16 protein-coding genes are annotated in these 20,168 nt (G+C 35.1%); 2 read left to right on the top strand and 14 right to left on the bottom strand.

Features of this window, described 5'->3' with window-relative positions; all coding sequences use genetic code 11:
- Position 1: 1 nt before the first annotated feature.
- From IPN41_02245 to IPN41_02225, 5 genes are all read right to left on the bottom strand, one after another.
- On the bottom strand, positions 2 to 2,383 hold the full coding sequence (locus IPN41_02245) for a DUF4012 domain-containing protein (protein QQS60772.1): 2,382 nt from the start codon (positions 2,381 to 2,383) through the stop codon (positions 2 to 4).
- Positions 2,376 to 3,575, bottom strand: a complete 1,200-nt coding sequence (locus IPN41_02240) for a glycosyltransferase family 4 protein (GenBank protein QQS60771.1) — start codon at positions 3,573 to 3,575, stop codon at positions 2,376 to 2,378. The genes IPN41_02245 and IPN41_02240 overlap by 8 nt, the downstream gene beginning before the upstream one ends.
- A 54-nt stretch (positions 3,576 to 3,629) precedes the next feature.
- A complete protein-coding gene (locus IPN41_02235; protein QQS60770.1) occupies positions 3,630 to 5,372 on the bottom strand; it encodes a glycosyltransferase family 39 protein in 1,743 nt (580 codons plus the stop codon).
- 84 nt (positions 5,373 to 5,456) lie between these two features.
- A complete protein-coding gene (locus IPN41_02230) occupies positions 5,457 to 5,861 on the bottom strand; it encodes a hypothetical protein (GenBank protein ID QQS60769.1) in 405 nt (134 codons plus the stop codon).
- Positions 5,862 to 5,935: 74 nt separating this feature from the next.
- Positions 5,936 to 6,235, bottom strand: coding sequence for a Smr/MutS family protein (locus IPN41_02225; protein ID QQS60768.1), 300 nt, complete (start codon positions 6,233 to 6,235; stop codon positions 5,936 to 5,938).
- 53 nt (positions 6,236 to 6,288) lie between these two features.
- Between IPN41_02225 and IPN41_02220 the strand changes: the two genes are divergently transcribed.
- Complete coding sequence (locus tag IPN41_02220) at positions 6,289 to 8,193, top strand: hypothetical protein (GenBank protein ID QQS60767.1); 1,905 nt, start codon at positions 6,289 to 6,291, stop codon at positions 8,191 to 8,193.
- A 9-nt stretch (positions 8,194 to 8,202) separates the two neighbouring features.
- On the opposite strand, the gene IPN41_02215 is transcribed toward IPN41_02220, so the two are convergent.
- The 9 genes from IPN41_02215 to IPN41_02175 are packed head-to-tail and all read right to left on the bottom strand — an operon-like array spanning position 8,203 to position 19,292.
- Positions 8,203 to 9,354 (bottom strand): glycosyltransferase, encoded by a 1,152-nt coding sequence (locus tag IPN41_02215; protein ID QQS60766.1) that lies wholly within the window; start codon positions 9,352 to 9,354, stop codon positions 8,203 to 8,205.
- Positions 9,355 to 9,357: 3 nt separating this feature from the next.
- Positions 9,358 to 10,530: a glycosyltransferase family 4 protein gene (locus tag IPN41_02210; protein QQS60765.1), complete on the bottom strand. Its 1,173-nt coding sequence runs from the start codon at positions 10,528 to 10,530 to the stop codon at positions 9,358 to 9,360.
- A 6-nt stretch (positions 10,531 to 10,536) separates the two neighbouring features.
- Positions 10,537 to 10,920 carry a DUF2304 family protein gene (locus IPN41_02205; protein QQS60764.1) on the bottom strand — a complete coding sequence of 128 codons (384 nt, stop codon included), beginning with the start codon at positions 10,918 to 10,920 and terminating at the stop codon, positions 10,537 to 10,539.
- Positions 10,921 to 10,929: 9 nt separating this feature from the next.
- On the bottom strand, positions 10,930 to 11,592 hold the full coding sequence (locus IPN41_02200) for a glycosyltransferase family 2 protein (GenBank protein QQS60763.1): 663 nt from the start codon (positions 11,590 to 11,592) through the stop codon (positions 10,930 to 10,932).
- Between the two features lie 38 nt (positions 11,593 to 11,630).
- Positions 11,631 to 12,656, bottom strand: a complete 1,026-nt coding sequence (locus tag IPN41_02195; protein ID QQS60762.1) for an NAD-dependent epimerase/dehydratase family protein — start codon at positions 12,654 to 12,656, stop codon at positions 11,631 to 11,633.
- 4 nt (positions 12,657 to 12,660) lie between these two features.
- The gene (locus IPN41_02190) at positions 12,661 to 14,901 is read right to left on the bottom strand and encodes a S8 family serine peptidase (protein QQS60761.1); all 2,241 of its coding nucleotides are present in this window, start codon (positions 14,899 to 14,901) and stop codon (positions 12,661 to 12,663) included.
- A gap of 22 nt (positions 14,902 to 14,923) precedes the next feature.
- Positions 14,924 to 16,207, bottom strand: a complete 1,284-nt coding sequence (locus IPN41_02185; GenBank protein QQS60760.1) for a glycosyltransferase family 4 protein — start codon at positions 16,205 to 16,207, stop codon at positions 14,924 to 14,926.
- Positions 16,208 to 16,260: 53 nt separating this feature from the next.
- Positions 16,261 to 17,268, bottom strand: a complete 1,008-nt coding sequence (locus IPN41_02180) for a rod shape-determining protein (protein QQS60759.1) — start codon at positions 17,266 to 17,268, stop codon at positions 16,261 to 16,263.
- A 2-nt stretch (positions 17,269 to 17,270) separates the two neighbouring features.
- Positions 17,271 to 19,292, bottom strand: a complete 2,022-nt coding sequence (locus IPN41_02175) for a DUF4012 domain-containing protein (GenBank protein ID QQS60758.1) — start codon at positions 19,290 to 19,292, stop codon at positions 17,271 to 17,273.
- A gap of 262 nt (positions 19,293 to 19,554) precedes the next feature.
- On the opposite strand from IPN41_02175, the gene IPN41_02170 reads away from it, so the two are divergent.
- A complete protein-coding gene (locus tag IPN41_02170; GenBank protein ID QQS60757.1) occupies positions 19,555 to 19,995 on the top strand; it encodes a hypothetical protein in 441 nt (146 codons plus the stop codon).
- Positions 19,996 to 20,168 lie beyond the last annotated feature (173 nt).

Raw genomic sequence — 20,168 nt, 5'->3', positions numbered from 1 at the left:
TTTATTTATATAAAATAGCGGCAAAGAAATCTGTATCCAGGGGGGTGGTAATACTCCACCCATCGTTAGTCTTTTTACCTTCCGGATACTGCCAATAAATAGTTCTATTATCTTGAATTTTTAACCTTGACTGCAAAACGGTTGATAATGCCCCGGGCTGTTTTTGAACTAATAATGTATGATTCAAAGAAGGTTCAGTTTGGATAAATTTATTAATTAATTTTCGCCAACCAGTTTCTGATTTAGAAATAACTTTAAATGGTAATTTATATTGAATTGTAATTACTGTTGTTTCACCTGGATCAACCATCGACCAATTAGCAAACACTGTTTTATTATTCTCTGTATATATTTTTGTATTTGATAATACATCTATTTGAGCATTAGCTTCAGCTTGTAAATCTGGATCTTTTTCTGATTTTGGATTAGCTACTTCAAACAAAGATTTATCCGGACTCTTAAAACCAGTGGCTGAAAGCAGTTGACTATCTTTAGGAACGTAGATGCGCATCCAATCATTATTACGAACACCAACAAAAGTGTCGCCTCTTATCCCATTATGCTGACGTCGTATTGTAAGCGTATCAATTATTGAACCGTCCGGCAAGATTTCACTTTCGTGATCAAGCGTTTCACTAATTACTTTATCAGTTTTCTGTCCTCCAATATTTGTATTAGTAACTAATAAATAGTCACCGGTTGTTTCTTGAATATTCCCTGCCCAACCAAAACGTTTTGTTGAAGCTTGAAGAACTGGATCTTCAAAATATGCCATAATTTGCTTTTGATTTAGGTTTTCTTCCATAACAGCAATCAAAGCAATTGTCTTTTCTGGTGTTAATCGTTTTGGTAGTTCTTCCATAATACGATTTATTAAATCACCAATAATTTTTTTTGGTTCTTTAGTAATATCTGGTTTTTGTTCGGCAAAGGTTTGTGTTGTTGTCCAAAAATTCTGACTATCAATTACCACTCCATAATCAGCTGTCATATCAATTGGTCCAATAACTTCTAAAGCGCGTTCAATAACAGTTGGTGTTAAGCTAATAACGCCATCAACACTTGGTCCATTACTATTTTCATAAAACCACATTAATTTTTTAGCACTTGTCGGCCAATCAGGCCACCAATTAGCATCCCAAAAATGCCAGCGGGGATTTAGAAGTCGCAGTGGCTCTGGCGCCGCGACCAGGCGAGATAAACCAGCTTCGGTATCATAGGTTCCGCCTTTAGGTACGGTTAGGTTTGTAATTTGTCCTCGTCTAATATCTACTAATGCAAAACTACCAATAAAGCCACCGGAACCTCTTTTTTCAGTATTATTTTGAAAAACTAGCATATACCGCTTATCAACTTTTTCTCCCAAAAATATCAAAGACTCTTTAGCTAACGTGATTGACTCACCAAGACTTTGTGAAAGAAAATGCATCTTACCTCTGAGTTCAACAAACTGCTGTCTATAGGTATCAGGCAGAGTTTGGCTATCAATTTTTGCCATTTCTTTTTCCAGGGATTTAGCAATGTCCAGTGAAGGCTCGGCATGTAGTAAAAAATTTTGTAAAAAATTATTAACATTGGGTTCTTGCCCAGGTGGCAACACCAAGGCCTGGCTTAGCTCGGTTCCTAGTTCTGATGATAATTTACCAGCTTTAAGTAAGTGCGGTCCAGAAGCTGCCAGACGAGCTGATTTATTTGGCACATAAGCTGCTACTTCAAAAAGAAAACTATTAACAGCCGATAAATCTTGTTGAGCTTGTAAGAAATTTTTACTAGCATCACTAAAGGCAGTTTGTGCCTGTGGAACATTTTGTTTCTCCAAGAAATCTTTTGCTAGAAAAAGTTTTTCATAGGCAGCAACGCCCGATGACAAAACTGCTTGCTTAATTCCATCAAGTTTACGCCATTGTGCAAAAATAATAATTGGCGAAATTATAAGTAACAAAGTTAAAACAAAATTTACTATCGACCATTTGAATGACCATTGAACCATTTCCGGACTACTTGGTTTTAATTCTAATGGCCTTTCCTTAACTACTACTTTCGGAATTTTTGTAACCGGAGGCTTACTTGATTCACCTATCCGTTTAATGGATCTAAGAATATCTTTGGGGATCATCCAGAGAACTGAAAAAAAGAAATAGAAAAAAGAACGCAGTTGAATTTTTTCCTTTTTTCTAGCATATCGCCAATCAACCAATTTTAATTTTATGCCATAACCAACTTCAATCACAAAGAGGCCAAGAAAACGCAAGCCTCGAAAAAGAACTTTACCAATTAAAGAAAAAACTCTTTGAAAAATTCGGCCAAACCAAAAAAATATCCGAACCACTGTTAAGCGCCGAAAAACTATTTCAAAACGATTAATTCTTTGATAACTATACATCTGAGGGAATAATAGTCTCCTTTGTGAGTGCCTGTTGGTAAACCTTTAATGTTTCCTGACCAGCTTTAACCCAAGAATATAATTTGATCCGTTCTCTACCTTTAGTAATCAATTGTTCTTTATAGGTTTGGTTACTTAAGACTGACTCAATAGCCTGAGACATTGAATATTCGCTTCTTGGATCAAAATAGCAGGCAGCGTCTCCAAGAACTTCAGGCAAGCAAGTAGCCGTTGAACTAACCACTGCACACCCCCGTGACATTGCTTCTAAAGGCGGAAGTCCAAAACCTTCGTATTCTGATGGAAAAACATACAAGGAAGCCTTCTCATATAATGTTTGCAAATCTTTATCCGGAACATACCCTGGAAAAATAATTGACTGATTATTATCCCCTGCTTCTTGAGCAAATAATTTCAAACGATGATAAAAATAATCTTCCCTACCAACTAAAACTAATTTTAACAACGGGTACTTTACATGTAATTTAAGAAAGACCTTAATTAATGTTTCTAAATTTTTATGGGGATAGGCATTGCCAACATAGAGCAAATATGGACCCAAAATACAACTATTTAAAAGTACCTCATCAGCTTTAAGTTTGGATGCAAATCTAGAATCAACGGATTGATCAAGAGAAGCCACGCCTTCATAAATTACACAAACTTTTTCTGGCATAATTCCAAATTGTTCAATAATATCGGTTTTTGTATACTCAGATACGGCGATTACTCTTTTTGAACGCATAGCAGCTATATTAATAACTAACTGATAGGCTATATTTTTTAAAAAATAAATAATTGGACCAAGGGTTGTAGCTCTAATGGTTGGAAATTTAGTTAAAATTAAATCATGAATTGTAACAACAAACGGAACTCGTGAAAAAACCGGGGCATTAAAATGTGGGAAATGTATTAGGTCAAGATTCTGTTTGGAAATAATACGCGGCATTTGCAATTGCTCAGCTAATCCATACCAAGGAATATCTGCTAAAACTTTAGTTATACGATTGTTAGACGGATTAAATTCATCAAAATTATTTTTACTTAGAAAAATTACGTATTCATTTTCTGTATCAAGGGAAGTGACCTGATCCACAATTTCTTGGGTATAGCGACCAAGGCCTTTACCTAAAGGGCCATAAAAACGGGCATCAATGCCAATTCTATACGTTTTTGATTTCTTTGTTTCCATAGAGCCATTATACCACATCACTTCCAGCACTGATCAAAAGAATACCTGAACCAATTATAAGCTTAGAATTGGCCCACTATAAACTTTTTTTAGTGAATATAAAGTGAAAGAATCCGTAATTTTCTCAAGAGGTGTTAAACGTAAACCAACATCAAATAGCGGACCTGAATTTAAATACGTAAGATCTTTTTCTGGAAAAGTAAAATTATAATAATATACTGGTAAACGTTCTGCTAAATTACCATACTCACGGATTATATTTGGGTCATCAAATAAACCTACTACTACTTTGCGCTCAGGAAAAAAAACTTTGTCATGGTATCTGGTAATAATAATTGAGTTCGATTCTGTCTTGCTGAGGACTTCTTGCCATTCAACTTTAGCCGCAGCTTGTTTCAAGATAGATACCTGTATTCCCTCAGCTGGATCTAACCAAACAAAACGAATTGATATAACGGCAATAATGGCCACCACAATACAACGGATGCTAACAATTAGCCAAGGTTTTCGTAGCCATGACGTTATTGTTACTAAAGCCAAGCTTCCAAGCAATATAGCACCGAGGTAGAATGGTAACCAATATCGTGTATAGGAATTTCCAATCGTAAAACTTTTTGGATCTGGATTATCGTAAAATAACCAACTTCCATAATATAAAATAACTATAAGAGAACAACAAAGCCAAGCTGAAATGAAAAGCCAACGTTTTTTTGTATATTTTTTAAACTGAATTAAGTACAAGACGAATCCGATAACACTTGACCAGAATAACCAAGGAAACATTGATACAACATAGCGATTAAACATTGTCAGACTTTGATCTGGCTTATAACCAAAATGGAAAATAGTCATTTTAATTTTTGCTAACAAGGGTCTAATTTCCCAAAAATGACCAGAGGCTGTAGTTTGTGCCAAGGCAAGACTATTTTCAGTTAAGGTTCCAAGAGAACTATTAAGGGCAGGATAACCACTGGCATACCAAGAACCGTATAAAAGTTGATTCCAGTAGAATGTAGGTAAGCAACTAATACCTAGTCCAAGTAAAAATAAAAATAATTTTACAATACCAACTTGACGAATATTAAAAATATAGAGGCAGAGTAATAATGGACCTACCCAAATCAGTTCTGAAGTTCTGGTCATAATCCCCCATCCGAAAAAAAGTCCCGAAACAAGGGCTGCAAGTATTTGAAATTTATTTTTCTGTATATATGAGCCACTAACAAATTCTGGTTTTTTTGTCATTACAACGGCAAAATAACTTCCAACAATAATACAAACAATAAAAAGAATGTTATGAAAAAAACTACGAGCCGAAAAATATATGTATACGGGAAAAACCGCCAGAATAATCGCTGACCAAACGGCAACTGATCTTCCAAATAATTCCTTGATAAGAAGATAGAAAAAAATTATTCCAAGGGCTCCAAATAATGGGGTAAGGTATGGCAGTACTCCTGTGCCAAAAAATTTGGCAAGTGTCCCAAACAAAATTGGTAGCCCAAGAAAACTAACAGGTTTTATCCATCCAAAGTCCGAGCGAAAACTACGAGGGTGGATAATCTCTTTTGAGATTAAATTATAACTTTCAAAAAATTGAAGTGTTCCAGTTTCTGCGAATAATTTTGCAATTGTATAATTGGCAGTTTCATCAGGAGACATCCATTTACGAAATGAATCATCTTGGCTTAGATAGTTAAAGGTTGAGGAAAAAAAGAAAAAACCAATAGCAGCCACAATAACTACTATTAGAGAAATATGCTCTCTAATCGCTTTGGAAATCATATGAATTTTCATATCTTTAAAGTAACAGGTAGTGACTTTTTTTTCAAATAAAAAATAGGCTGTGTTCGCAGCCTATTTTGTGTCAATCACTAAATTTTAAAGTGATTCACTGGAAATTTTGAATAACTTAGACAATTGACCCCTAACAAAGTCAACTAACTCTTTTATTTCCTTTTTGTCTGGAATATTCCGGATTCTTATTTTGTTTGACTCTCCAGACTTTCCAATTTTTAAAGCTGGAATTTTTTTAATTTTTCTTTTCCACTTCTCAAAATCTGGTAGAAAATCTGATAGCTTTCCAAACTTCTCAGGCTCTGATGAGCTTTCAATATAGATTATAAGACCAATCTTGTTATCTGCATCATCTTTCAGCTCATCCAATGGCAAAATTAATGAATGAGTTATTCCTGACTGAAGATTTAGATAAGCTTTTGTTTTATCTGCTACTAGCTCATCAGATGCAACTACAACAATTAGAAAATCTTCTGGTATTTTTACCATTTTTTATTTACTCCTTTTTGTTAAAGATTTTTTTGAAATTATTATCTACTAGTATATAGTTTATTCAATAAAAATCAAGCAAGACTAACAATCAAGCTTCCAGGCCCACCCTCACTACTCTTTGCTGATTTAAATGAATAATTATGCGATCGTAGCCAAATCTGCACATTTTCTTTAATAATCGCCTTCCCACCCGGAGAATTTAATCCCCTACCAGTGATAACTTTTACACTCTGCCAATGCAATCTTTCAGCTCGCACTAAGAATTCCTCTAATTCTTTAATTGCCTCTTCCCTAAATAATCCGTGTAAATCTATTTCACCATCAGGGCGATGTAAATATTGTTTAATTTTGTGTGATGAAATTCTTTTCATTGTCTAGCATTTTTTAGACTATTTTTGCTATGATTAAAGACATCCTAACATATATGACACATTCCCGCTATTCACTCTCCCACCTTTTTTTGAGCTTCATCTCCTTACTAGCTATTATTGGCTCAATCACCTACATAACAGTTGGCTTAACACCCGTATCAACTTTTATTGTTTTTGTAGTATCACTGCTCTTCTGCTTATTACTTAATCATAATTATTATAAAATTGATTTTAAGCATTTATCATCGCAAGAATTTTCTTGGAGTCGATATACCATTTTACTTACAATAGCTTACTGTATTTGTTTTTTAGCTGGAATATATTTTCTTTATAATAATCGAAGTAATTTGCCCCTCATTACGCCTTGGCAAGTTGTCCCACCAATTATGTTTTTATTCTATGGCATTGGGACCGCCTGTTTACTAGTTTTAACTTTTCGTATTAAACAATGGCTAGCTACTTTACTTCTTGGTTTTCACTTTCTATGGTCATTCTCCGTAGTATTGATTGTCTTTAGTATTGGTTATGGCTATGACCCATTTATCCACCAAGCAGCTGTTCAATCCATCAAACAATTAGGACAAATTTTTCCCATTACTTTTTACTATTTGGGTCAATATAGTTTAGTTAGTATTGGACATAGTATTTTTGGTGGCAGTATTCATTTTTGGGATAAAATTTTGGTACCGCTTCTTGGTTCTATAATCCTTGCTCTTAGCTTCCTTAAACTAAAACAAAATAATACTCTAACATACTATGGATCAGCTCTACTCTTATTGATTTTTTCTTTTTCTATCTGTATTGTCACTACCCCCCAAAACTTAGCTTATATCTTCTTGATTGCAACTATACTGTGGTCTATAAAATTAGAAAACCCCAAAGAACTAATTTTAATCTGGCTTATGGCCCTAGCGGCTTTTATTACCCAGCCTGTAGCAGGAATCCCAGCTATTATTTTTACTCTTTCAATAACCTCAACATTTAGTACCAACATATTAATTAAAAAAATCTTTACTATCATCACAAGCATTGGCTATATTTTTATTTTACCTTTAGCTTTTTATATTTTTAGTCAAACAAACTCCGGAACGATTGTTCAATGGCAGTGGCCACATTTAAAAGATATATTTTCATTTCTAATCTTAAAAAATCCAATTAAAGAAGTCTGGTGGCTAAACAGTATATATTTTCTCCAAAGCCTTCAAGGAATAATGTATCTACTAGTCGTAGCATCAGGTATTATAGTAGCTTGGAAAAAAAAGTTATGGACTTACTTTAAATATTTTGGTCTTCCAATGATTGGATTATTATTGTCAGCCATAATTTCTACTTCATTTAATTTCCATTTTCTCATTGATTATGAACGTTCCGATTATGCAGGAAGAATATTATTTGTTGCAGGTTTATTTTCTTTACCTTTTATACTTTTAACTTTAGATAACTTTATTAAACATTTACAGCAAAAAACAGTTTATATTCAACTTACCTGGTTAATACTTATTTCAATACTAATAACTACTTCTTTTTATTTTTCTTATCCTCGATTTGACCACTATTATAATAGTCATGGCTTTGCCACATCAGGAGCTGATATTGAAGCTGTCCATTGGATTAATAATGACGCTCTAAACCAAGATTATATTGTCTTAGCAAATCAGCAAGTTAGTGCTGCCGCCCTACGTGAATTTGGCTTTAGCAAATACTACAAAGATCTTTTCTACTACCCAATCCCCACTGGAGGCCCCCTGTATCAATATTATTTACAAATGGTAGGAAAACCTGAACTAGCCACTATTGAAGCAGCTATGAAGCTTACAGGCGTTACAAAGGCCTATTTTGTCTTAAATGACTACTGGTGGGCAGCTGATAAATTAGGTCCGGAAGCAGCTGCTATTGCTGACGAAAGCATCACTCTCGGTAACGGGCAAATAATGATTTTTGAATATAACCTTAAGTAAAAAATCGTCCTAAAGTTTCAGCTTTTGACAATACTTTGAAAGGGAGATTTTTTGAATATTAGTATTAGTAGAAAAAAATAAATCGGCTAATTTTTCTCTGAGGTTAAATGCCCAGATAAGTTTCTCAGTTAATTCTTCAACTGTTGGCTCGCACAAAAAATCCCTATTAAAAATTAATTCTCTGATACCCCCAAAGTTTGATCCAACTACAGGAAGGCGGGCACTAATAGCTTCTACGATAACCGTTGGAAAATTTTCATAGCATAGAGAAGGCACAACTAAGCAATCAGCCCTTTCCATAATTTCAGCAACAGCTTGGGGAGTTTGTTGACCTGTAAATGTAATTCGGTTATCAGAATTTTTAACTTGTACATATTGTAATAAACTTCCGGTACCAACAACAGTCAAGCGTAAGTCTTGGTTAGTAATTTTTATAAACGCATCAATTAAAAGTTTGATTCCTTTATGTTGTTCAATTTGCCCCACATATAAAAAAGTAAAAGATAGCTTGGTATTATCAAATTGTGCTTGCCGAGCATTACTGTTATAAGAAAACGGGTTTGGTAAAATTTGGCATTGATTGTTTTTAAAAAAACCTTTTTGCTTATGAATGTCTAATAACCACTTTGAGGGCGAAATGATTTCTGAAAATGATGAGAGATAGGCTCTTTGGATCGCTTGATACAAAGAGGCTATGAAACTATCAATTAATTTCTCTTGACCACGCATTAGTAAGCCCGATGGATGAAGCAATTGAATATCATGGAGATTATGAAGATGTCGAATATTTTTTTTATAAAAAAGACGTAAAATTATTGTCCCAATACCAACTAAATTATGTGTCCAAACAATTTCTGGATTTTCAGATTTAATAATATGTTGAACTTTAAAATAGGCTTTTATATTAAAACTACCAATGATATGGAAGACTAACCTTCTCCATTGGCTTAATTTTGTGAGCGATAGATAGTTGCTTGATAATGCATAGACCTTTAAACCATCGCTATTTGAAAAAATAGTTTTTTTTGATGTTGCCTGGGTGGTAATAATAACCACCTGATGTCCGATTGATTGTAGATGCTGTACTAGTATTTTGAGTACCGATTCAGCTCCACCACGTGCATCACGACCCCATAGATTATGAATTATACAAATTTTCATATTCTAATCATCCTCCTCAGGTACCAAAGATCCCTTTGATAATTTTCTTGGTACATACAAAACTCGACAATAGGCAGCTTCAAGACGCTGGCTAAATTCTTTCCAGTTATACTGTTTTTCAACCCATTTTCGTCCAGCATTTCCCAAGGTTACTGTCCTCTCTTTACTACTAACAATTTTTTCTAATTTTTGAGCTAAATCACTAACATCACCAGGTCGGACTAAATATCCTTGTTCATTGTTTCTAAATACATTACGGACTCCGGCTAAGTTTGAAGCAATAACCGCCGTGCCGGAAGCCAGAGATTCAAGTAATACTAAACCAAAAGCCTCAGCCCGATTAGTTGATGGCAAAACTGTTACCCAGGCCGAATTAAACAGGACTGCTAACTCTGTATCAGAAACCGAATTCAAAATTTTTGCCTTTTCTCCAAGTTGGTGAGAGGCAATTCTACCTCGATAATAATCTTCTAAATCACCACGACCAACAATACACAAACAGGCTGATGGATAATTTTTAGAAATTAGGGCAAAGGCATCAATTAGTTGTTCAACTCCTTTAAAATTATGTTGCCGATCAAGACCTCCAACAAATAAGATAATTGGTGTGGCTGATTTTTCTCCTGGTGTAAATTGATTCGTATCTACTCCAAAAGGAATCTGGACAAATCTTGAGGAATGAGAGTTATAATAATCTTTTATTTCTGAATGTTTAACATAGTCTAAAGAAGCGCAAGTAATAATCTTGGCAAATCGCACAATAATAGGCAATACAAAAAAAGCATACATTCTAAAAATTAAACCCTTTAAACCTTTACCAACTGTATCCATATGATAATGGATCATAAATTTAGCTTTTGAAAACAACAGTCCAATTAAAACCATTTCACCACTACCGTAAAATGGATAATGTAAATGGATAATATCAAAATCTCTTAATTTCCAAATTAATGATGGCAAAACGGCAGCATTACCTAAACTAAAAAAAGAACTTAATCTATGCACCTCTAAATTATCCTCCAGCTTTTCATGACCAGAAAGTTTTTTATCATAGGCTGGTGTAAAAATAACATTTTGATGTCCAAGTCGTGCCATTTCTCTTGCCGAGTAATACACAACATTACCCATTCCACCCTTGTAAGGAGGAAAGGTTGAAATGATGTGAGCAATCTTCATAATAATTTATTTATTTATCGTGTCTGAATCAGAATCAAGTTTTGAAGTATCAAAATGTTTATTCTGCTGAGGTGATTGCAGAGCTAATAATCGTGTAATAATTGTTAGATCACTTTCAATTTTTTCCATTTTTAATCTCATCCGAAAAATAAAATAAAAAATTATAGCCACGGCAATATAGAATAAAATTTGAATTCCTGAACTGGAAAAACCTAGTTGAGCGACAAAGGTATCAATCTCCTTTATATAAATAATCAGCACTCCCCCAGTTAACCAAAAAATTAACCAAAAAATAAACTGACCACGAGGAATTTGTTGTTTATACAATTGCCAGCCAAGCCGACCCAAAAAAAGAAAGATGACAATTAAGGCTAATAATTCTTGAATCATAGAAATTAGTTATTTATTAAGATGGGCAAAAAATAGATCACGTAAAATTTTTATACCCCCAGAAAAACGTTGACCAAAATGTTTGTATAATACAGTAATTGGAACCTCAACAATTCGTAATGGTTTCTTGTGGGCCAAGATTAATATTTCATTACAATGAGCCATTCGATCCTGCTGCCAATTTATTAACAAAGCAGCCTTTTTATTCATAGCTCGAAAACCACTTTGAGGGTCGGTTAATGTAATATTAAAAAAAAGCCAATTAATAAAACGGGCCAAAGGCATTATAATATATCGTTTTAAAAAAGGTAAATCAGTGGTTTTATTCAAAAAACGAGAACCAAACACTATGTCAGCTTCATCACTACGCAACGGTGAAAGAACAATCGGAATATCTTCTGAGCGAAATTGTCCATCACCATCAAAGTGAATAATTACATCCGCTCCTTTCTCTAATGCGTACTGCGTTCCGGTTTTTAAGGCTGCACCTTGGCCTCGATTGATTGAATGGTGTAAGAGGTTAACTGGCAATGTCGTCGCTAATTCACCTGTGCCATCAGTAGAACAATCATTAACAACAACAATCTCATCTACCAAATTTTGCAGCTCGGCCACAACTGTTGGTAGATGTTCTTTAACATTATATGCTGGAATGACGCAAGCAACTTTCATATATATAGTAATATGAGCTTGCTCATATTATGAATTACTTATTCTGGACTATACCCAATACGCTTCACATTTTTATCAGCTCGTAAGTTGCTGATTGTTTTTTCAAGCCCAGCATCAATCTTAACCAAAGGCATCCAACCTAATAAATCACGAGCTCGAGAAATATCAGGTAATCGGAGAGGAGTCATAAACAATAAATTCTCGGCATAGGTAATTTTTGATTTTGAATCCAACATAGAAACAATTTTTTCTGCTATTTCTGTAATATTTATGTCTTGGTCAGAACCAATATTCACTGGACCAAACAAATCAGAGTTCATTAACTTTAAAACGCCATCTATACAGTCAGTAATATAACAAAAAGATGAAGAAAATTCTTTTGTACCATAAATTAATAGATCAGAATTATCTAGAGCTTGACTGATAAAATCTGGTAACATATTTCCTCGATCAAGGGCCATACGAGGACCATAGATTCTAAAGACACGAACTATCTTGGTATCAACACCATACACATCTTTATAGGTTTTAACCATACTTTCAGCAAAACGCTTGCCCTCATCATAGGAACAACGTTCAGATAACATATCAACGGTTCCTAAATAGTCTTCGTTAACTAAAGAATTGTCAGAATCACGAGAACCATAGACAACAGATGAAGAAAAATGAAGGAATTTTGCTTGATATTTAATGGCCAAATCCAAAGCATTTTTCACAGCATAGGAATTTGATAATAAGTTAGCCACACGATTTTTCTGAAAATGGATTGGCGTGGTTGGACAAGCTAAATTGTAAATTTCTTGAATACCTTGAAACTCAATTTTAAAACTATCAAGTTCAAAAAATTCTTTGAAGTTGATTGGTTCACACATGTCATGACGAATAAATCGGAAATTTGGATCAGCTAATAAATGATCGATATTTTTTTCATCGCCTGAAGAAAAATTATCAATACAAATTACTTTTGCATCCTTGATTAATTCATCACATAAGTGAGAGCCAATAAAACCAGCTCCACCAATGACTAGCACATTTTTCTTATCAAAAATAGTTTTGTTGTTCATATTGTTAACGCTTTATATAAAAAACCGCCATATTAACTCCACCATTAAAATCAGGTGAGTAGGCATAAAATGAATTTATTAAATTTCCTAAATGATTAAAAAATCTAAGATGTGGACCGCCACCAGAACCAGGTGAAGCAATAATTTCCTTTAATCCATCGGCATTAATATCAGCCGTTAAAACTTTGACATCACCGCGAAATGAAGATCCATATACCGGCCATTGACGTCGCACATTGCCTTTGTAATCTGTAACTACCGCAAGAGCAGAATTACTTTGTCTAGTAATGACAATTTCCGATTGTCGACGACGAGCATTTCCGTCAATATCTAGTAAGGCAATTCGTAGGCCAGTGGCAGCCGATCGCTTATCCGCCAAAAAGCTACTTAATACTTTTCCCGTATCAGAAAATATTTTAACTTGTGGAATTCCGGTTTTGCCGGTTCCAACCACAATTTCCTGACTTGAATTACCCATAACATCTCCAACGGCAATACTGGCTCCGCCCTTGAATGATGCTGGATAAGCCAAAAATGATCGAACCAGTTTACCCTCCCCAGTGAAGACTTTTATTTCAGATTTATACCCACTGGCTGGTGCGGTAATAATCTCATATTTTCCGTCACTATTCAAATCAGCAGTAGCTATATTCACACCTCCCTTAAAAAAAGCTGGATAAGCTAGAAAATGTCGTATAAAATTTCCCTCCTTATCAAAAATTTTAATATCACTCTCTAATCCGCTAGCCGGACCGGTAATAATTTCATCTTCACCATCATTATTAATATCACCACTGGCTAACACTACACCACCTTTGAAAGATCGATCATAGGCTAAAAATTCATCTATCACAAACCCGGTACGATCAGTAATTTTTACAAAAGGTTCAACCTTTAAGGCTGGGGCAATTACCAACCGAACTTCACGAGTTTTTAAAGATGCAGTAGCCGAAGATATAGCCGTATAGAGATTTAATCTTCCTTTACCAAGCTGCCCTGAATAGTCAGGATTAATCGCATTGATATTATCGGTTGTATCTAATAATATTTTCAAACTTTGAGAAGATGATAATTGTGGATTTGCACCTTGAATTAAAGCCAAAGCACCGCTCACTAACGGGACCGCAACAGACGTCCCCGACCAATACCCATCATAATATTGATTAAAAGGTTTTCCTGGAAGATTTTGAGTGGGTGCGAAAACAGAAGTTGAATAAAAACTAATACCTGGAGCTGCTAAAGCCACACAGTCATTTCCATAACCAGAAAAAACTGCTTTTTGATCAATAGCATCTGTGGCAGCCACACCAACTACTAATGGTTTTTTGGCATCGTCTTTATAACAAGCGGGGTAAATTGGTTTAGTATTTAAATTTACTCCATGTCCAACTGACTCTTCATTTCCGGCTGGTGCTACCACAATAACATCAGCTTTTACAGCTCGTTCAATGGCTTCTTTTAAACTGCGACTATATGAGAATCCAACAAAACTTAAATTTATAATATTTGCTCCTTTAGCAACGGCATAATCTACAGCTTTGGCAACACTAGCCGTATCACCATTACCAGCATCATCTAAAGCTTTTAAGCTCATTATTTTTGCCTTCCAAGTCACACCCGTTACACCTTCCTTATTATTTCCTGAAGCCGCCGCAATGCCGGCCACAATTGTCCCATGCAGAACACCAGCTTCTGTAAAACCTTGTTTAAATTTTGGCCTTGGATCAGCAAGATTATTTATAAAATCCCATCCATAATAATCATCCACTAAACCATTACCGTCATCATCTTTTTTATTATTATTTATTTCAGAAGCATTTATCCAAAGATTTGGCGAAATATCTGGATGATCAATTTGTACACCTGAATCAATAATAGCAATTACTACGGCTGGACTTGTTGATGCATAACTCCATGCATCAGGAGCTTTAATCCGACGTAAATACCATTGGTTTGTATAATGAGTATCATCTGGCACTAAACTTGCTTGAAAAATATAATTTGGCTCAGCATATTCAACCCGAGGGTTTTTATTAAATCGCGCAATGGCTTTTTCTACAGTATCAGTAGAGGTTAAAATAATTTTACGAGCAGAAATTTCTCCTTTATATTTTACTATAATTGAGTCTGTTCTTTTTGTTTCGTGTAAACTCTTTTCTGGCTGCGCACCAAAAACCAAAGCTTGGGTTTGCGTCCCGCACAAAAAAAGTAACATAACTAAAACTATTTTTTTTCGTATAGACATAGCATCAATTCAGATTAAAAAATCATTTTGTTTTGAGTTTATTAAAAATTTCTAATGTTTCATGAGCTGTATTTTGCCAACTAAATTGTTTAACTCTTTGCTTGCCGTGCTCAATTAATTTTTTACGAAGCGTCTCATCAAACAGAACTCGAGCCAGAGCTTCGGCAATATCTTGGCTATCTTTTGGATCAAACAAAATGGCAGCCTCTTGGACAATTTCTGGAATGGAAGCAATATTCGAAGCAGCAATCGGAGTACCCGTAGCCATCGCCTGAAGCAAAGGAATTCCAAACCCTTCATAATTTGATGGAAATACAAAAGCCTCGGCTCGAGCAAAAATATATGGTAAATCTTTTTCAGCAATCCAGCCAGTAACAATAACATCATTTACCAAACCATATTCATGAATTGTATATTTGATTTCATCAAAACCATAACTGGCGTCCCCTACTAGGCAGAGTTTATGTTTAAAATTTTCTCCTTGTTTACTTTTAAGTAAAGCAAAAGCTTCAATCAAGGTAGCAGTATTTTTCTTTTTTTCAAGACGACCAACATAAAAAAAATAAGGTCGGCTAATTCCATATCGTTGCAAAACTTCGTCACTTGTTCTGTCATCTGGGAGAGGATGATATAAATCTTCTGAATATCCATTATAGACAACGGAAATTTTTTCTGGCTTTGGTTTATAAGCTGATAATAATTCCGATTTTGTAAACTGTGAAATAGCAATAATAGTGGCAGCTTGATGTAAGGCAAACTTAGTTGACCATTCAAGATAATCAAAACTAGTAGCACCATATTTGCCAAAGGTTATAAGACGAATACAAAAATTTATTAGACTCCGACGTCGACGACTATCAGCCCCAATTTGATTATGCTCATATAGAGAAGCATTATTTCGAAAGCCAATATCATGAATAGTCACAACTGATTTTTTTGGATGAAATATTGGCAACGCATGAGCTGGAACAAATAATATATCTGGACGATGAAAAATCATTTCTAAAGACAGCCTTCCTTGAGTCCAGAAAAATTTCCATGGCCAGCGTAGCACTTTGGCTTTGACATTATTATGTGGACTACGAACCGGCTGCATACCATTTTCTCTAACCGAAGTAACAAAAGTTTTATGTTGCGAATTTGTAGTTAAATCAGCCAAACCTTCAGTTAATGGAGCATCAGTATAAAGAATATAGGTATTTTTGGAGTCAATCTGAGCCAAGGCCCTAATCAAATAATATGAATACCATTCAGTACCACTTTTATGAAGTCGATTAGCGCGAGAAGCATCAATTCCAATAAGCATAGAAATCAAAATTACAAAAAAATAAAAAAACTAAAACTGCAAAACTCCAAAATTTACTTGGTGGCAAAGATACTTCTCTTATATGAATCTAGATTCTCCAAAGCAATACCGGTTCCTTTGGCCACACAAAGTTGTGCTTCATCAGCGACGTAGGCGGGCACATCAGTTGTTCGATATAATAACTGATCAAGATTACGAAGTTGTGAACTACCACCAGACAAGACCATACCTTTGTCCATAATATCTGAAGACAATTCTGGAGGAGTTTCTCGTAAGACATTTTTTACAGCTGCAATGATTGCTTCCAATTCATTTTGGATTGCTTCTGTGACGTCATCTGAAGTCACAATAATATTACGTGGTAAACCAGTAATAATATCTCGACCACGAATTTCCATAGTTAATTTATCTTCGAGATACAGAGCACTGCCAATGGTAATTTTTATTTCTTCAGCGGTTCGTTCACCAATGACTAAATTATATTTACGACGAATGTAATCAGTAATAGAACTATCAAAACGATTTCCACCAACCCGAACAGATGTTGATGTTACAACACCGCCCAAAGAAATAACTGCCATTTCCGAAGTTCCTCCACCAATATCAACAATCATATGTCCTGAAGCAGAACCGATTGGAATATCAGCTCCAATCGCCGCCGCAATTGGTTCTTTAATAATATAGGCCGCTCTGGCACCGGCAGCAATTGTGGCATCAATAACCGCTCGACGTTCAGTTGAAGTAATTCCGGCAGGTACAGCTACCATAACTTCCGGACGAAACAAACGAACACCTGACAAAGCTTTATTTATAAAATATCGTAACATAGCTTCGGTGGTATGATAGTCCGCAATAACTCCATCCTTAAGTGGTTTGATCGCCATAATATTTCCTGGCGTTCTGCCAAGCATGTCTTTAGCTTCATTACCAACAGCCAAGATTTTTTTATCACTCATTGAGATAGCAACCACTGATGGCTCATTAATAACAATTCCTCGTCGAGGAACATGAACAAGAGTATAGGTTGTGCCAAGGTCAATACCAATTCTTTTACTAAACATAATTAAAAATTAAAGACAAAATTACGATCAATGTTTAAATCACCATCACTAAAAAATGAATGGTCGTCTGGAGTGTCTGACAAGAGGTTCACTGGCTCATAGGATTTTATCTGATTATTGAAGGTAGCGTCAACTGACAAACCAACAAGGCCAGATCCTGGCTGTTTTTGAACTAGAAGTCCATAGTTATTATATTTCTTCATATTTTCAACCATCCGACGTGGTAATTTATATTGAAAAGTTAGCTGAGCATTTTCACGAGGTGAAACTTTGAAATAACCACCAAAATAAGTACGTCCAAATTCATCACCCGAAACAACTGAACCAGATTCTAAGCCAGAAGTTTTGAGCAAGGTGCTCCCCTCAGGAACATATATTCTTGTAAAACTTTGGTAACGACTAATTTTCCAACTTGGAGCGCCTTGATGAGAATAACTGAGTGTCACGTTTGCCATCAAATCTCCATTCTTATCTTGAGTAAGATTATAGTCAATCTGTCTTTTCATTACTGAGTCAGTTTTTAAAGCTGCCATGTTGGCATCAACTACCATTAAATAATCCCCCCAATATTTTTTTACTTCACCATTCCAGCCTTCACTTTCTACAACTGCTTTTACTTCTGGATTTTTTGAGTACAGCAAGACATTTTTTCGAGCCATATTATCACCTACTAATCTAATTAATTCTGGCCAACGATCTAATGGCAAATCTAGTAATCGTTGCTTAAGAATAGTCGCAATCTGTCCAACGGTTTCTTTGCGATGCCAAGAAGGCACACCTAATCTAACAAAATCTTTTTCAACTTTATACTGCAGTAAATCAACAAAATTATCAGGCGTATAGATTTCTCCATCAACAGTTATTGGTCCCGTCAATTTCATTAACTCAATAATTACCTCCGGCGTTATTCCAACTACACCATCAAAATCTTTAATCGGGTCTGGTTTAGGCTGAGCTTGATTTTCCAAATTATAGAACCAAAGAATTTTCTCGGCCGCGGTTGGCCAGTCCGGTGCCCAATTAGCATCTCGGAAATACCATTTATCAACTAAATATTTTTTGATTGGTTCAGGCGGGGTGACGTTAACTTTATCTTTAACTGGCATATCAAGATGATAGACATCATGAGTATCAAAACGTGTAATGTCTCCATCTTTGGTTTGAATGATTCCATAGGTGCCAATAAATCCACCGGTTGGACGCAACTCATCACTATTTTGAAGAATAAATAAATAGTTAGCTGGCTTTGGGTAACCAAGTATTGAAGGCAAAAGCCGAGTTAAGGGTGAAGCCGAGGCCATTGTTTTTTGTCCAACAGTTACTTTTTCTGTTAGCTCTTTAATACGTACTGTCAAAGGGCCAATCCAAGTAAATGATTTGACACTTTGAATTTCCACTAAACTTATTTCCAAAAGTTGTTCAATTTCAGCCAGAGTCGGACCTGCAGTATAGATTGTTGAAAGAATACGACGTTTCTCTTCGGTTGGTAACTTAGAAAAACCTAGACTACTATTTTTCCCTAAAATTCCTTCCAAGCTATAGGCATATTTAACCCCCTTGCTCATTGCCTCTGCTAAGTGCATGCCACCACTTGCCAAATTTTTGGCGTCTGTTTTATATGCCTTAACTTCAGGAATTAAGGTTAATGGTCCTAGATTTATTTTTTCTAATTCCGTAGCAGCAGATTTAAAATTTTGAACCGCAGAATCAGCTTTACTATCAGCAATCACAAAATCTCTTTTTTGAGCAAAAACTAATGATTCTTCTAGATTGCTCTTACCTTCAAAAACTCCACGATAGATTGTAGAAATACTACGTAAGTTAATGGCAATTGAGAGAATGATTAAACATAAAACCGTTAAGACGGTAAAGAAAATTGTCTTAACAATAAATAATATAATTGAACGTTTTTTCTTTGGTTGTTCACGAAAACCACCTGTCAGAGGGGGCTTTTGAGCTACATCCTCCTGATATTTCTGGTATTGGTTCAAGAGATTAGGAGTGCTATTTGAGTCATTAAGCATATAGTCCAGTATACCAGCCATTACCCGTTTTTACAAATAAACCCCCTATTTTAAGGGCTATTTTGAAGAGGACTTGACAAATATATGATAATATGATATAATAGGCTCATAAGAGTTCATTGACAATCAAGTACTCATATCTCCTACTTAGTTATTTTGATTAAGAATATACTGGTCTTCTGGTAATAGAGGACCTAAAGGTCAGTAGATTCTTAATCAAAAAACATAACTTAAACGCCTAAAAGGCAGAAGGAGAATTAAAATGAAAAACTTAATCATTGCTATTGCTTTATTCATTTGTTTTATTTATTCATCAGCGTATGCGCAAGAAACTATGCGATTCACTGACGGTGGGTATTTGTATGCCGATGATCTGAAAGAAATAATCGGATCAAAGAAGATCAAAGAATGGAAGCAAAAAAATGATACACTAGTTACTATAGAAGAGTTCAAAAGAACCTTGGCATTAAAGGGTGTATATGTAATGCCTAATTATGTTCAAGAAACAGTTGAGGGATTTCTTGTCGAAGAATTTGGATCAAGATTATTTCTCATAATGAACGAAAATGTTTCATATTTTCCATACTTGCTTTACAAATCTTCTGATGAATACGGGTATTCTAGCTGGAACCGAATGGTTTTAAACGACGGGATTCCCGTAAACCTCCTAAGCCGGATAGTAGTTGCCGGAAGAGCAAGATAAAGTTTCAAAAACAAACAAGCCACTGCAGGATATCGCAGTGGCTTCTTTATTTTTAAAATATATATAACGACCCAACTTTCCCCTGTCATACCTATATTTTTACATGTCATCCCCGCCTGCCGGCAGGCAGGCGTAAGCTGGGATCTGTGTAAAATCTATTACACATAGTATTC

Source organism: Candidatus Falkowbacteria bacterium (assembly GCA_016699775.1).
In the GTDB taxonomy this organism is placed as follows: Bacteria; Patescibacteriota; Patescibacteriia; order Patescibacteriales; family Patescibacteriaceae; genus Patescibacterium; species Patescibacterium danicum.
Note: the sequence above shows the minus strand (reverse complement) of the source record. Positions and strands in the feature narration are given on the sequence as shown.

Excerpts from the sequence above, each read along its gene's own strand:
- IPN41_02195 (QQS60762.1), bottom strand. The coding sequence starts at position 12,656 with ATGAACAACAAAACTATTTTTGATAAGAAAAATGTGCTAGTCATTGGT.
- IPN41_02230 (QQS60769.1), bottom strand. The coding sequence starts at position 5,861 with ATGGTAAAAATACCAGAAGATTTTCTAATTGTTGTAGTTGCATCTGAT.
- IPN41_02245 (QQS60772.1), bottom strand. The coding sequence starts at position 2,383 with ATGTATAGTTATCAAAGAATTAATCGTTTTGAAATAGTTTTTCGGCGC.
- IPN41_02175 (QQS60758.1), bottom strand. The coding sequence starts at position 19,292 with ATGCTTAATGACTCAAATAGCACTCCTAATCTCTTGAACCAATACCAG.
- IPN41_02240 (QQS60771.1), bottom strand. The coding sequence starts at position 3,575 with ATGGAAACAAAGAAATCAAAAACGTATAGAATTGGCATTGATGCCCGT.
- IPN41_02180 (QQS60759.1), bottom strand. The coding sequence starts at position 17,268 with ATGTTTAGTAAAAGAATTGGTATTGACCTTGGCACAACCTATACTCTT.
- IPN41_02210 (QQS60765.1), bottom strand. The coding sequence starts at position 10,530 with ATGAAGATTGCTCACATCATTTCAACCTTTCCTCCTTACAAGGGTGGA.
- IPN41_02220 (QQS60767.1), top strand. The coding sequence starts at position 6,289 with ATGACACATTCCCGCTATTCACTCTCCCACCTTTTTTTGAGCTTCATC.
- IPN41_02235 (QQS60770.1), bottom strand. The coding sequence starts at position 5,372 with ATGAAAATTCATATGATTTCCAAAGCGATTAGAGAGCATATTTCTCTA.
- IPN41_02205 (QQS60764.1), bottom strand. The coding sequence starts at position 10,920 with ATGATTCAAGAATTATTAGCCTTAATTGTCATCTTTCTTTTTTTGGGT.
- IPN41_02190 (QQS60761.1), bottom strand. The coding sequence starts at position 14,901 with ATGTCTATACGAAAAAAAATAGTTTTAGTTATGTTACTTTTTTTGTGC.
- IPN41_02200 (QQS60763.1), bottom strand. The coding sequence starts at position 11,592 with ATGAAAGTTGCTTGCGTCATTCCAGCATATAATGTTAAAGAACATCTA.
- IPN41_02225 (QQS60768.1), bottom strand. The coding sequence starts at position 6,235 with ATGAAAAGAATTTCATCACACAAAATTAAACAATATTTACATCGCCCT.
- IPN41_02215 (QQS60766.1), bottom strand. The coding sequence starts at position 9,354 with ATGAAAATTTGTATAATTCATAATCTATGGGGTCGTGATGCACGTGGT.
- IPN41_02185 (QQS60760.1), bottom strand. The coding sequence starts at position 16,207 with ATGCTTATTGGAATTGATGCTTCTCGCGCTAATCGACTTCATAAAAGT.
- IPN41_02170 (QQS60757.1), top strand. The coding sequence starts at position 19,555 with ATGAAAAACTTAATCATTGCTATTGCTTTATTCATTTGTTTTATTTAT.